This is a genomic window from Arthrobacter sp. LT660 (assembly GCF_056172845.1).
In genome coordinates this window covers 1,362,516-1,374,842 of the sequence record NZ_CM149651.1, presented here as the reverse complement: position 1 = coordinate 1,374,842, position 12,327 = coordinate 1,362,516, and the positions used below count along the sequence as shown (strand labels likewise).

Here is a 12,327-nt window from a genome sequence, read left to right as displayed (position 1 = left end):
AAGAACGTCCTGGCGCCGGCGGCGCCTAGGCGAGGCTGACGCCGAGCGGCTTGCCGGCGAGTCCCCGGGGTTTGCGCGCCAGCGTTCCGGCGATCCTCGCGATCTCGCGCGACGCGGCCGCATCCGGGGTGGACAGCACCAGCGGGACGCCCGAGTCCCCGCCCTCGCGTAGTCGGGGATCCAGCGGGACTCCTCCGAGGAGCGGCACGTCCGCGTCCAGCGTTTGCGACAGGCGGCGGGCCAACAACTCGCCGCCCCCGGAGCCGAAGGGCTCCATGCGGCTGCCGTCCGGCAGTTCCAGCCAGGACATGTTCTCCACGACGCCGAGAACCTCTTGGCCGGTCTGCTTCGCCACGGCCCCGGCGCGTTCGGCCACCTCGGCGGCGGCGGACTGCGGCGTGGTGACCACCAGCAGCCCGGATCCCGGGAGCAGCTGCGCGACGGAGATGGCGATGTCGCCCGTGCCCGGCGGAAGATCCAGCAGCAGCACGTCGAGGTCGCCGAAGTGCACGTCGGTCAGGAACTGCTCGAGCGCTCGGTGCAGCATCGGACCGCGCCACACCACCGGCTGGTTGCCCTCCACGAACATGCCGATGGAGATGACCTTCACGCCGTGCGCGACCGGAGGAAGGATCAGCTCGTCCACCCGCGTCGGCGGCTGCGTGATGCCCATGAGCGAGGGGACGGAGAAGCCGTGCACGTCGGCGTCGATGATGCCCACGCGCAGACCGTCCGCGGCCATGGCGCACGCCAGGTTGACCGTGAGGCTGGACTTGCCGACTCCGCCCTTGCCGCTGGCGACGGCGATGACGCGCGTCAGCGAGCCGGGAGAGCTGAAGGGAACCGCACGGACCTTGAGCCCCTCCTTGAGCTCGGCCCGCTGCCCGGGCGTCATCACGCCGACGTGGACGGCGACCGAGCCGACGCCGTCGACCCCCGAGGCCGCGGCCGTGACGTCGTCGACGATGGAGTTCCGCAGCGGACAGGCGGCGATGGTGAGCAGGACGCGCACGCGGGCGGCACCGTCGTCGTCGACCTCGACGGAGTCGACCATCCCGAGCTCCGTGATGGGGCGGCGCAGTTCCGGGTCCTGGACCCCGGACAGGGCGGCCAGGACGGCGTCGGTCCTCGCGGTGTTCTCTCCCACGGGCTCAACCACCCCGCTTCGGGTCGATGCGGGGAAGCTGGGTCGTGGCGTCGGAGACCCGCTCCTTCTTCTTCTTGGGCGACTTGCCGCGCAGGCGGATCTCCTCGCCGTCGTTGGATTCCAGCAGGTCCTCGAGCGCGGAGCGCAGCTCGCTGCGGACGTAGTCGCGGGTGGCGACGTCGCGCAGGGCGATGCGCAGCGCGGCGAGTTCGCGCGTGAGGTATTCGGTGTCGTGCAGGTTCCGCTCGGCGCGCTGGCGGTCCTCGGTCACGGAGACCTTGTCGCGGTCGTCCTGGCGGTTCTGGGCCAGTAGCAACAGCGGCGCCGCGTAGGAGGCCTGCAGCGAGAGCATGAGCGTCAGCGCCGTGAAACCAATGGCCGCGTCGTCGAACCGCAGGGTCGACGGCCCCCACGTGTTCCAGGCGAGCCAGAATACGCAGAAGACCGACATGTAGAGCAGGAAGGTCGGCGTCCCCATGAAGCGGGCGAAACCCTCGGTGGCGCTGCCGAACGCGTCCGGGTTGGGCGACAGGCGCGGCCAGAAGCGGTCCCTCGCCGGAAGCGGCGTGTCGAGGCCGGTGGTCGGATTGTTCTTCTCAGCCATGGGCGCTTTCCCCCTTCGGTTCCTTGTCGTCGTGCGTTCGCCAGTCGTCCGGCAGCAGATGGTCGAGGACGTCGTCCACGGTCACGGCCCCGACCAGGCGGCCGGCGGTGTTGACGACGGGTAGCGACGTGAGGTTGTAGGCCGCCAGCATGCGGGCCACTTCGCTGATGCCGGCGAAGTCGTGCACCGGTTCCAGATCGGTGTCCAGGATGTTGCCCAGCGGCTCCGGCGGCGGGCAGCGCAGCAGGGCCTGGACGTGCACGACGCCGAGGTAGCGGCCGGTAGGAGTCTCGGAGGGGGGCCTGCAGACGAAGACGGACGACGCCAGTGCGGGGCTGAGCTCCTCCCGCCGGACGTAGGCGAGGGCCTCGGCGACGGTGGCTTCCGGGGGCAGGATGATGGGCACCGTGGTCATCATCGACCCGGCCGTGTTCTCCTCGTACTCGAGCAGGCGGCGTACGTCCTTCGCCTCCTCGGGTTTCATCAGGCCCAGGAGCGCCTCCTGTTGTTCCTCGGACAGTTCGGCGAGGAGATCGGCGGCGTCGTCGGGATCCATCTCCTCCAGGACGTCCGCTGCCCGCTCCATGTCCAGCGAGGAGAGGATCTGGACCTGCTCGTCGTCGGGGAGTTCCTGCAGCACGTCGGCGAGCCTGTCGTCCTGCAATTCGGTGGCGACCTCGACGCGGCGCTTGTCGTTCATCTCGTGGAGCGCCTCGGCGAAGTCCGCGGGCTTGAGCTCCTCGTGCGCGGCGACGAACTGGGCGGCGGCCTGCGGTTCCTCCAGGTCGCCGTGCACGACCTCGCTGCGCGGGACGAGCAGCCGCTCCCCGCGGGCCAGGCGGCGCAGGGCGCGGAAGCCGCCGGCCTCGCCGCGCCGGACGTAGTAGTCGGAAATGATCCAGTCCCCGTGCCGCTGGAGCTCCAGGCCGATGTCCTCGACGACGCCGTTGCTCGAGCCGTCCTTGAACGTCACCTTGCGGTCGAACAGCTCGGCGGCGGCCAGGCGCTCCGCGCCGCGTTGCTGGAAGCGGCGGAGGTTGACCAGTCCGGAGCAGATGATCTGGCTGGATTCGATGGCGTGCACCCGCGTCATCGGGACGAAGACGCGCTTCTTTCCGGGCACCTCGACGACGAGGCCGACGCACTGCGCGGGTTTCGACGGTCCGTGGTCGAGCACGACGACATCCCGCAGCCGGCCCAGGCGGTCGCCCAAGGGGTCGAAGACGTCGAGGCCGAGCAGGCGGGCAATAAAGACCTTGTTCAGGGAGCTGCTCACCTCCTTAGGCTACTGCCTGGGGGTCGGCCGGACGTCGAGGCCCGCCCTCCGGTTCACCCGCAGCGATAACCGTCCCGGCGGACGCGCGAGCGGGGCAGAATGAAGGCATGTCTTTTCCCTTTGGCTCGAAACAGTCCGATCCGACCCTGCTGGGCCTTCCGCGCGGCGAGGTCCTCGGGCGCTACCAGTCCTACCTCGACGCCCAAAAGGTTGTGGACTACCTCGCGGACAACGACTTTCCCGTGGCCAACGTGAGCATCATCGGGAACGACCTGAAGTCCGTGGAGCGCGTGACGGCGAAGCTGAGCTACCCCAAGGTCGCCCTCGCCGGCGCGGCGCAGGGCGCCATGTTCGGCATTTTCGTCGGGCTGCTGTTGAGCATCTTCACGCCGTCCGGAGGGATGGCCCAGATCGTCTCCTCCGTCGGACTCGGCATGGCAATTTGGATGATCGTCGGCGTCGTCGGCTACTCGTTCCGCAAGGGAAAGCGCGACTTCGCGTCCTCCAGCCAGGTCATGGCGGGCTATTACGACGTCGTTGTCGGCTTCGAGCACTCGGCCGCGGCCCGGCAACTGGCCGCCAAGCTGCCGATGAGCGCGGGCGAGGCCCAACGACCGGCCTCCGCCTGGGGCCAGGGCAACGGCTCGGCCAAGCCGTCCCGTCCCGCCGAGCCCGCGGCGCACCGGCCGCAGGACGGAGCCGCCGGGACCCCGGCTTCCGCCGGGGCGCAGGGCGCGACCGGCGCACAGCGTCCGGGAACGGGGGACCTGCCCGACGGGCGGCCGCAGTACGGCGTCCGCGTCGACCCGGCGGAAACGCGGCAGTCTGAATCCCCGCAGCCGGAGACCCCGGAGGCGGAAGCCCCTCGGCCGGACTCGCCGGAACGCCCCGAGCGCCCCGACGAAAACCGCTAGCGGGGCCCTCCGGCGACGATGCCCGCCATCCAGGATTCGACGTCGTCGGGGGTGCGCGGCAGGGCCGCGCTGAGGTTCTCGACGCCGTCGGCGGTGACCAGGACGTCGTCCTCGAGGCGCACGCCGATCCCGCGGTATTCCTCCGGAACGGCCAGGTCCTCGTTCTTGAAATAGAGCCCGGGCTCGATCGTGAAGACCATGCCCTCCTCGAGGATTCCGTTCAGGTACAGCTCCCGCTTGGCCTGCGCGCAGTCGTGGACGTCGAGTCCCAGGTGGTGGCTGGTCCCGTGCGGCATCCACCGCCGATGGTGCTGGCCCTCGTCGGACAGCGCCTCCGCCAGCGGCACCGGCAGCAGGCCCCACTGCGACAGCCGTTCCGCGAGCACCTCGATGGCCGCGGTGTGCACGTCGCGGAACCTGACACCGGGACGGGCGACCGCGAACGCGGCATCGGCGGCATCGAGCACGGCCTGGTAGATCTTGCGTTGGATCTCGGAGTACTTGCCGTTGACCGGCAGCGTGCGGGTGATGTCGGCCGTGTACAGCGAGTCCGCCTCGACGCCGGCGTCGAGCAGGAGCAGATCCCCGGTGTCGACCCGCCCGTTGTTGCGGATCCAATGCAGGATCGTGGCGTTGTTGCCCGCCGCGGCGATCGTGTCGTACCCCAGGTCGTTGCCCTCCTCGCGCGCCCGGGCGAAGAACGCGCCCTCGACGACTCGTTCGCCGCGGGCGTGGGTGATGGCGCGGGGCAGCTCCTTGACCACCTCGTGGAAGCCGTTGACGGTGGCCTCCACCGCGATGCGCATCTGCGCGATTTCCCATTCGTCCTTGACGAGCCGCAGCTCGGACAGGGCCTCGGACAGTTCGCCGTCGAGGCGGTCGGAGACCTCCAGGTCCACGCCGGTGTTGATGCGTGAGGTATCTACGAGGGCATCGCAGTTCAGGTCGACGTCGCGCACCAAACGGATGCGCATGCCACCGAACTCCACGGCGCCGGCGTCCTTGGTCACCGCGACCTCCAATTCGCCGAGGTCGGCGGTCGGGATGGCCAGTCGCGCCGCGAGGTCCCCGAGGGTGGGGCGGGAACCGATCCAGAATTCGCCCGAGCGCGCGTTGGAGTAGAACTCCTCGGTGTCGCGGCCGGCGGGCGGACGGAAGTACAGCGTGGCGGTGTGGTTGCCGCCGTCGTCCCCGGCGCCGTCGTCCGTGGGCTCCATGACCAGCACGGCCTCCGGCTCGTGGTCGATTCCGAGCCCCGTGAGGTGCGCGAAGCCGGAGTGCGGGCGGAAGCGGTAGTCCGTGTCGTTCGAGCGGACCTTCAGCGGCCCGGCCGGCAGGACCAGACGCTCGCCCGGGAAGCGGGCGGACAGCGCGCGGCGCCGGCGCGCGGCGTAGGGGGCGACGACGTCGGGCCCCGGCTTCACTGCCGTGTCCGGCGCCCACTGGGAGGCCATGAACTCCTTGAAGGCGTCTGAACTCGGTCGCTGGGAACGGTTGTTCACGCGTTCGCCGAGGGGCTGGTTGCTGCCGGGGGCGTCGTTAGATTCGGTCATCACCCCTCCATCGTCTCAAAGCCCGTCTCATCCACCAAGGCGCCCGGCTAGGCTTGGGCCATGCTGATCGACCTCCACACGCATTCGAATGTCTCGGACGGCACGGAACCGCCGGCCGGCGTCATGGCGGCGGCGGCCGCCGCCGGCGTCGATGTGGTGGCGCTGACCGACCACGACCAGACCAGCGGCTGGGCCGAGGCGGCCGAGGAGGCCGCCCGCCTCGGGATGGGTCTGGTTCCGGGCATGGAGGTCTCGTGCAAGACCCGCGAGGGCGTGAGCGTCCACCTGCTCAGCTACCTGCACGATCCGGAACACGCGGGTCTCGCGGAGGAGATCGACAAGGCTCGCGACGCCCGCCTGCACCGCGCCCGTCGCATGGTCGCGCTGTTGTCGGAGGACTTCCCGGTGGACTGGGACCTGGTCAACCGCCATCGGGCGCCCGGAGCCACGATCGGGCGCCCGCACATCGCCGATGCGCTCGTCGCGGCCGGCGTCGCGGCGGATCGTTCCGAGGCCTTCGCCACCGTGTTGACCTCCCATTCGCGTTACTACGTGGGGCACTACGCGGTGGATCCGGTCACGGCCGTGCGGCTGGTCCGCGACGCCGGTGGAGTACCGGTGTTCGCCCACCCGGTCGCCTCGGCGCGCGGCCGCGTGGTCGACGAGTCCGTCTTCGACGACCTGATCGCCGCGGGGCTGATGGGCGTGGAGATCGACCACCGGGACAACCCCGAGGATGGGAGGGCGTTCCTGCGTTCGCTGGCCGCGCGACACGACCTGATCGTCACGGGATCCAGTGACTACCACGGCACCGGAAAGCCCAACAGGCTGGGGGAAAACGGCACGACGCCACAGATGCTTGCGAGGATCCTCGAGGCCGGCACGGGCTCGATGCCGATTGGCGTCTCCGGCCTTTAGCGGGTGGCCTGCGACGCCTCACCAGGGGGCCCTCAGGGGAGCGCCCCCCCGATTCCTGTTAGTATCAAGTGTTCGGTGTTGCCCTGAGCAACTACTCGTAGAGCCCGGTTCCGAGTGGATCCAGGCCAACATCGGCTTCCACTGCAGGTTGCAAGACAGCCTCTGCCCTAGACGTGGACTAGGCCCGCGGACCGCGGGTTCCACGTGCTTGCCGCGCTGTGCGCGGCCCGATTGGTCCGGTGTACGTGCCGGGTGGAAAGCGCGCCTTTAATGCGTCCCACACCGGATGCGGTTCGCCCTCACGGCGGCCAGGTAGTCGAGCCCTGACAGGCCGGCGCGCTCGCACGGGGGAGTGTTGCCGGTGGCTTCCCCCACTTGAGAGGAGAATTATGTCACCGGATGGCAACAGCCCAGCGCTGATGTCCGGCTGGATCATCATCGCCCTGCTGGTGGTGTTCTACGGAGGCACGTTCGTGATGAGCGTGGTGATCGGCAAGAAGAAGGAAAACGCCGACGGCTACATGACCGCGGGAAACAAGATCGGCTTCGGCATCTCCGCGGCCAGCATGACCGCAACCTGGATCTGGGCCGCATCGATGTACGCGTCGGCGACCTCGGGATACACGTACGGCATTTCCGGCCCGGTCCACTACGGGCTCTGGGGCGCGTTGATGATCCTGTTCATCTACCCGTTCGGCAAGCGGATCCGCCAGGTGGCGCCGAAGGCGCACACGCTTGCCGAGGTCATGTACGCGCGCCACGGCCGTTCCAGCCAGCTGATGCTGGCCGGCTCCAACATCCTCGGCTCCGTCATCAGTCTGACCTCCAACCTCATCGCGGGCGGCGCGCTGGTCGCGCTGCTGTCGCCGTTCAGCTTCCAGCAGGGCATTCTCGCCATCGCGGCCGGTGTGCTTCTCTACACGCTCTGGTCCGGTTTCCGAGCGTCCGTGCTCACCGATTTCGCCCAGGTCATGGCGATGCTCGGCGCGGTGGTCATCATCATCCCCGTGGTGTTCTTCGCCGCCGGCGGTTCCGCGATGTTCGAGGCCGGTGCGGCCAACCTCACACCGCAGCAGGGCAACTTCTTCTCCTCCGAGGCCTTCATGAACCAGGGCGCGCCGTATATCGCGGCCGTGCTGGCCTACGCGATCGGCAACCAGACCATCGCGCAGCGGCTCTTCTCCGTCCGCGAGGACCTGATCAAGCCCACGTTCGTCACCGCGACCATCGGCTACGGAGCCACCATCATCGGCGTCGGGATGCTCGGCGTCATGGCGCTGTACCTGGGCGTCGAACCGCTCAACGGCGACACGAACAACCTGATCCCGCAGATGGCGGCCACCTACCTCGGCCCCGTCCTGCTGTGCCTGTTCTTCGTCATGATCATCGGCGCGCTGTCCTCCACGGCGGACTCCGACCTGGCGGCCCTGTCTTCGATCGCGATGGCAGACCTCTACGGACAGGCCAAGGGCAAGGCCAACGCCAACCCGAAGACGATGCTGATGGTGGGCCGCCTCACCATGGTCCTCGCGACCGGCACCGCGTTGTACTTCGCCAGCGGGCAGATGAACATCCTGGACCTGCTGGTCTTCGTCGGCGCGCTCTGGGGCTGCCTCGTCTTCCCGGTGCTGGCCAGTTTCTACTGGAACAAGGTCACGAACGCGGCCTTCACCGTAGGCGTCCTCGCCGCGATGGTCGTGTTCCTGCCGGTTCGGTTCGGCTGGATCACGATGGACGGCGTCGTCGGCTACGCGGTCGACGTCCTGTCCATCGTGGGCATCGGCGTGGTGATCGGGCTGATGGCCTTCGGGTTCTTCGGCACCCGGATCGCCCGGATCGCGGGAGCGGCGTCGGCCGCCGTCGCGGCTCCGTTCGCGTTCGGCACGCTGCACGAGTACGCCGTGCTGAGCGGCTCGTTGGTGGCGTACGCCGTCTCCACGCTGGTCTGCTACTTCATGTCGGTCCGGTCCAAGCGCGAGTTCGACTTCGACTCGATCAAGGACACGGTCGGCAACTTCGACACCCCGGAAGCCGCCACCGTCGGCGCGCCGGCAACCACCAAGTAGGGAGACCCGTGGAAACGTTTTTCTTGACCCTGTACGTCCTTATCTGGCCGGTCGTCGTGGCGGGCACGCTGTTCGTGATTGCCCGGGCCTTCTTCCGGGAATGGGCCCAGGCCCGCCGCGACGGTCGAAACCTGATCTAGCGCGCAGGCGGTTGCCGGGCGGGCCGGGTGACACCGCGTCCGTCCCGGCATCGCCCGGCAGCCGCGTCCGTCCGGGCCCGGCAAGCGACATTTCGCCCCCAGGCCTCGATGAACTCCGTCTCATTTGCTTGGTACTACGTACCGTAGGGTGCGCAGGGACACATTGCCTCCCAGGGACGCCGTCGAGGATGGAGGACCATGAACATCGAGCAGGCCGCCAACCACAGCGAGCTGACCCCCTTGCCCTTCCTCCAGCGTTCGGCGGAGGTCTACCCGGACAAGCCCGCGGTCATTCACGGAAGCCTGACGTGGACCTACCGGAGGTTCGCAGAGGAGGTCCAGCGCACCGCGAAGGCGTTGGCCGCGCGGATCGACACGGGGGACACGGTTGCCTATCTTGCCCCGAACATTCCTGAACTCCTGGTGGCACACTACGCGGTGCCGCTGGCTGGCGGCGTGCTCCTGGCGCTGAACACGCGCCTCTCCCGCCGCGAGTTGGAGGACATCCTGGGGCACGCCGAGGTCTGCGAGCGGCAGGACGGTTGGGACGCACCGGCCGACGGGGAGATGCGCGACGTACCGGCGGACGGACGCACCATGGGGGAGATCGTCCTGCGCGGAAACAACGTCATGATCGGTTATTTCAAGGACCCGGAGGCGACGGCGCGCGCTTTCGCCGGCGGCTGGTTCCACACCGGCGACCTGGGGTCATGCACCCCGACGGCTACCTACAGGTTCGCGACCGGGCCAAGGACATCGTCATCAGCAGCGGGGTCCCGGATGAAGAGCACTTGTCGGACGCGTTGCCGCGGACGTCAACGGGCAAGGTCCAAAAGCACGTGCTGCGCGCGGATGCGGTAGAGCGGCGGACTATTCGGCGCCGACGACGGCCGCGCGTGGAATCCGTTTCCGCATGACCTCGATCGCCTCGGCGTTGGCGTCGACGCACACGAACCGCCGGCCCAGTGCCGAGGCAACGGCGCCGGTGGTGCCGGACCCGGCGAAGAAGTCCAGGACCCAGTCGCCGGGGCGGCTGCTGGCTGCGACGATCCGGCGCAGGATGCCCTCGGGCTTCTGCGTCGGATAGCCGGTCTTTTCCTTGCCGGTGGGGGAGACGATCGTGTGCCACCAGACGTCCGTGGGCAGTTTCCCGCGGGCTACTTTTTCGGGGGTCACCAGCCCGGGGGCCATGTAGGGCTCCCGGTCCACCTCGGCGGAGTCGAAGTGGTAGGCTGCCGGGTCCTTGACGTAGACGAGGATGTTGTCGTGCTTGGCGGGCCAGCGGCTCTTCGCCCGCGCGCCGTAGTCGTAGGCCCAGACGATCTCGTTCAGGAACGAGTCCCGACCGAAGATCGCGTCGAGCATGACCTTGGCGTAGTGCACCTCGCGGTAGTCCAGGTGCACGTACAGGGTGCCGTCGTCGGCCAGCAGCCTCCAGGCCTCGCGCAGCCGCGGCTCCAGGAACGACCAGTAGTCCGCGAACGCGTCGTCGTAGCTGCTCAGTGCCCCGCGCACGGTGGAGTAGCTGGCACCCTTGAACCCGAGCCTGTCGCCGGTGCCCGGCTCGGCCCGCACCATCTTCGTCTGCTGCCGGCTCTGCTTGCGGCCGGTGTTGAACGGCGGGTCCACATAGATGAGCGTGAACGCGCCGTCGGGCAGGGCGGGCAGGTAGTCGGCGTTCTCGGCATGGACCACGAGGTCGGGGCCGTCGGGCGTCCAGACGGTCGCGCCGGGCTCGCGGGCGAAAGCCCCGACCGTGTGGTCGGGGCCTCCGGTGTCGACGCGGTGGGGATCCATTCCCGCTATTCGGACTCGGTGCGGTCCACGGCCTCGCCGTTGCGGCGGCGCGTGCGCGAACGACGCCGGCGCGTCGGCTCGACGGCATCGGACGCGGGGTTGACTTCGACGGCGGGGCCGGTGGCTCGGACCGCATCCGCGTCTTCGGCGCGGCGGCCGCGGCCTTCGCCGGTCGCCTCCTTGTTCGGGCGGTCCGCGCGGCCGTGGCTGTGTCCGTGGCGGCCACCGGATCCGCGCTCGGCGCGGTCTCCGCGGCCCTCGCGACCACGTCCACCGCGGTCCCCGCGTGAGTCGCGGTCCCCGCGTCCTCCCCGGGCGTCGCGGTCGCCCCGGACCGCCGGCTTCTTGCCGGTCTCCCCGAGATCCTCGAGCTTCTCGCCGGACAGTCCCTCGAGCACGCGCTTGTTGCGCGGCAGGCGGCCCTTGGTCCCGGCGGGAATGTGCAGATCCTCGTACAGGTGCGGCGAGGACGAGTAGGTCTCCACCGGCTCGGGCTGGTCGAGGCCGAGCGCCTTGTTGATCAGACCCCAGCGCGGGACGTCCTCCCAGTCCACGAACGTGACGGCGGTGCCCTTGTTTCCCGCGCGGCCGGTGCGGCCCACGCGGTGGAGGTAGGTCTTCTCGTCCTCGGGGCACTGCAGGTTGATGACGTGGGTGACGTCGTCGACGTCGATGCCGCGGGCGGCCACGTCGGTGGCGACGAGTACGTCGACCTTGTTGTTGCGGAACGCGCGCAGGGCCTGCTCGCGCGCGCCCTGCCCGAGGTCTCCGTGGATGGAACCGGCGGCGAAGCCGCGGTCCATCAGTTCCTCGCTGAGCTTGGCGGCCGACCGCTTGGTCTTGGTGAAGATGATCGTGCGTCCGCGGCCCTCGGACTGCAGGATGCGGGAGACGACCTCGTCCTTGTCCAACTGGTGAGCCCGGTAGATGACCTGGCGGATGTCCTTCTTGGTGATGCCGTCGTCCTCGGGATCCGCGGCGCGGATGTGCGTGGGGTGGCTCATGTAGCGGCGGGCCATGGCGACGACCGGGCCGGGCATCGTGGCGGAGAAGAGCATTGTCTGACGGACCGACGGCGTCGCGCCCAGCAGGGTCTCGACGTCGGGCAGGAACCCGAGGTCCAACATCTCGTCGGCCTCGTCCAGCACCACGACGCGCACGTTCTTCAGGTTCAGGTGCTTCTGCTTGAACAGGTCGATCAGGCGCCCCGGGGTGCCGACGACGATCTCGACGCCGGACTGCAGCTGCTCGATCTGCGGCTCGTACGCGCGGCCGCCGTAGATCGTTGCGATGCGCGCGTTGCGCTGCGTGGATGCCTTGGCGATGTCCGCGGCGACCTGCACGGCGAGTTCGCGCGTCGGGGCGACGATGAGTGCCTGCGGGGCGCCCGGAACCGGGAGCTGGTCGTAGCCGGCGTCGTCCGGACCCACCACGCGCTGCAGCGCGGGGATGCCGAAGCCGAACGTCTTGCCGGTGCCCGTCTTGGCCTGGCCTATGATGTCGTGGCCGCCGAGGGCGATCGGCAGGGTCATGGACTGGATGGGGAAGGGATGCAGGATCCCAGCGGCGGCGAGCGAGTCCACGATGTCCTGGCGGACTCCGAAGTCGGCGAACGTCTGCTCGGGGATCTCGTGGGGGACCTCGTCGGTCGCGAGTACTTCCTCGACCTCCATCTCCTCGGCGCCGCCGTCGGCCGTCAAATGCTGTTCATTGCTCAATTGGTTCTCAGTTCTTTAAGGCACCGGCCACGGGCGTGCTCGACGTGCACCGCCGTTGTGGGCGGGACGGAGTCCACCGCGAAAGCGGCGCATCCAGCGGAGCCGATCGCGGGCTTGCAAGCGCGGTGTTCGCGCCGGGGTGCAGGTTCGCTGGGAATCGCTGCCAAGAAAATGCGTATGGGTACGACCGGGCA

The 12,327-nt window shown here is 69.1% G+C and carries 11 protein-coding genes; 5 read left to right on the top strand and 6 right to left on the bottom strand.

All coding sequences use genetic code 11. From position 1 onward, the window contains the following. Positions 1-25: 25 nt before the first annotated feature. The 3 genes from AC0QSG_RS06250 to AC0QSG_RS06240 are packed head-to-tail and all read right to left on the bottom strand — an operon-like array spanning position 26 to position 3,027. The gene (locus tag AC0QSG_RS06250; RefSeq protein WP_475376999.1) at positions 26-1,147 is read right to left on the bottom strand and encodes an Mrp/NBP35 family ATP-binding protein; all 1,122 of its coding nucleotides are present in this window, start codon (positions 1,145-1,147) and stop codon (positions 26-28) included. Positions 1,148-1,151: 4 nt separating this feature from the next. Next, positions 1,152-1,751, bottom strand: coding sequence for a DUF1003 domain-containing protein (locus AC0QSG_RS06245; RefSeq protein WP_435726437.1), 600 nt, complete (start codon positions 1,749-1,751; stop codon positions 1,152-1,154). Continuing rightward, complete coding sequence (locus AC0QSG_RS06240) at positions 1,744-3,027, bottom strand: magnesium transporter MgtE N-terminal domain-containing protein (protein WP_435726438.1); 1,284 nt, start codon at positions 3,025-3,027, stop codon at positions 1,744-1,746. The genes AC0QSG_RS06245 and AC0QSG_RS06240 overlap by 8 nt, the downstream gene beginning before the upstream one ends. Before the next feature lie 107 nt (positions 3,028-3,134). Between AC0QSG_RS06240 and AC0QSG_RS06235 the strand changes: the two genes are divergently transcribed. Further along, positions 3,135-3,941: a YflT domain-containing protein gene (locus tag AC0QSG_RS06235; RefSeq protein WP_475376998.1), complete on the top strand. Its 807-nt coding sequence runs from the start codon at positions 3,135-3,137 to the stop codon at positions 3,939-3,941. On the opposite strand, the gene AC0QSG_RS06230 is transcribed toward AC0QSG_RS06235, so the two are convergent. Further along, positions 3,938-5,494, bottom strand: a complete 1,557-nt coding sequence (locus AC0QSG_RS06230; RefSeq protein WP_435726440.1) for an aminopeptidase P family protein — start codon at positions 5,492-5,494, stop codon at positions 3,938-3,940. The genes AC0QSG_RS06235 and AC0QSG_RS06230 overlap by 4 nt on opposite strands. A gap of 60 nt (positions 5,495-5,554) precedes the next feature. On the opposite strand from AC0QSG_RS06230, the gene AC0QSG_RS06225 reads away from it, so the two are divergent. The 4 genes from AC0QSG_RS06225 (at position 5,555) to AC0QSG_RS06210 (ending at position 9,479) form a co-directional block, all read left to right on the top strand. Next, positions 5,555-6,412: a PHP domain-containing protein gene (locus AC0QSG_RS06225; protein WP_435726441.1), complete on the top strand. Its 858-nt coding sequence runs from the start codon at positions 5,555-5,557 to the stop codon at positions 6,410-6,412. Positions 6,413-6,801: 389 nt separating this feature from the next. Then, positions 6,802-8,478, top strand: a complete 1,677-nt coding sequence (locus AC0QSG_RS06220) for a sodium:solute symporter family protein (protein WP_475376997.1) — start codon at positions 6,802-6,804, stop codon at positions 8,476-8,478. 8 nt (positions 8,479-8,486) lie between these two features. Further along, the gene (locus AC0QSG_RS06215; RefSeq protein ID WP_435726443.1) at positions 8,487-8,618 is read left to right on the top strand and encodes a putative transporter small subunit; all 132 of its coding nucleotides are present in this window, start codon (positions 8,487-8,489) and stop codon (positions 8,616-8,618) included. Positions 8,619-8,816: 198 nt separating this feature from the next. Further along, the gene (locus tag AC0QSG_RS06210; protein WP_475376996.1) at positions 8,817-9,479 is read left to right on the top strand and encodes an AMP-binding protein; all 663 of its coding nucleotides are present in this window, start codon (positions 8,817-8,819) and stop codon (positions 9,477-9,479) included. 9 nt (positions 9,480-9,488) lie between these two features. Here the strand turns inward: AC0QSG_RS06210 and AC0QSG_RS06205 are convergent, their stop codons facing one another. Further along, complete coding sequence (locus tag AC0QSG_RS06205; protein WP_475376995.1) at positions 9,489-10,415, bottom strand: DNA-methyltransferase; 927 nt, start codon at positions 10,413-10,415, stop codon at positions 9,489-9,491. Between the two features lie 5 nt (positions 10,416-10,420). After that, positions 10,421-12,088, bottom strand: coding sequence for a DEAD/DEAH box helicase (locus tag AC0QSG_RS06200; protein WP_475377283.1), 1,668 nt, complete (start codon positions 12,086-12,088; stop codon positions 10,421-10,423). Positions 12,089-12,327: the final 239 nt, after the last annotated feature.

Coding starts and splice junctions, on each gene's coding strand:
- AC0QSG_RS06245 (WP_435726437.1), bottom strand. CDS start 1,751: ATGGCTGAGAAGAACAATCCGACCACCGGCCTCGACACGCCGCTTCCG.
- AC0QSG_RS06235 (WP_475376998.1), top strand. CDS start 3,135: ATGTCTTTTCCCTTTGGCTCGAAACAGTCCGATCCGACCCTGCTGGGC.
- AC0QSG_RS06230 (WP_435726440.1), bottom strand. CDS start 5,494: ATGACCGAATCTAACGACGCCCCCGGCAGCAACCAGCCCCTCGGCGAA.
- AC0QSG_RS06225 (WP_435726441.1), top strand. CDS start 5,555: ATGCTGATCGACCTCCACACGCATTCGAATGTCTCGGACGGCACGGAA.
- AC0QSG_RS06220 (WP_475376997.1), top strand. CDS start 6,802: ATGTCACCGGATGGCAACAGCCCAGCGCTGATGTCCGGCTGGATCATC.
- AC0QSG_RS06210 (WP_475376996.1), top strand. CDS start 8,817: ATGAACATCGAGCAGGCCGCCAACCACAGCGAGCTGACCCCCTTGCCC.
- AC0QSG_RS06205 (WP_475376995.1), bottom strand. CDS start 10,415: ATGGATCCCCACCGCGTCGACACCGGAGGCCCCGACCACACGGTCGGG.
- AC0QSG_RS06200 (WP_475377283.1), bottom strand. CDS start 12,088: ATGGAGGTCGAGGAAGTACTCGCGACCGACGAGGTCCCCCACGAGATC.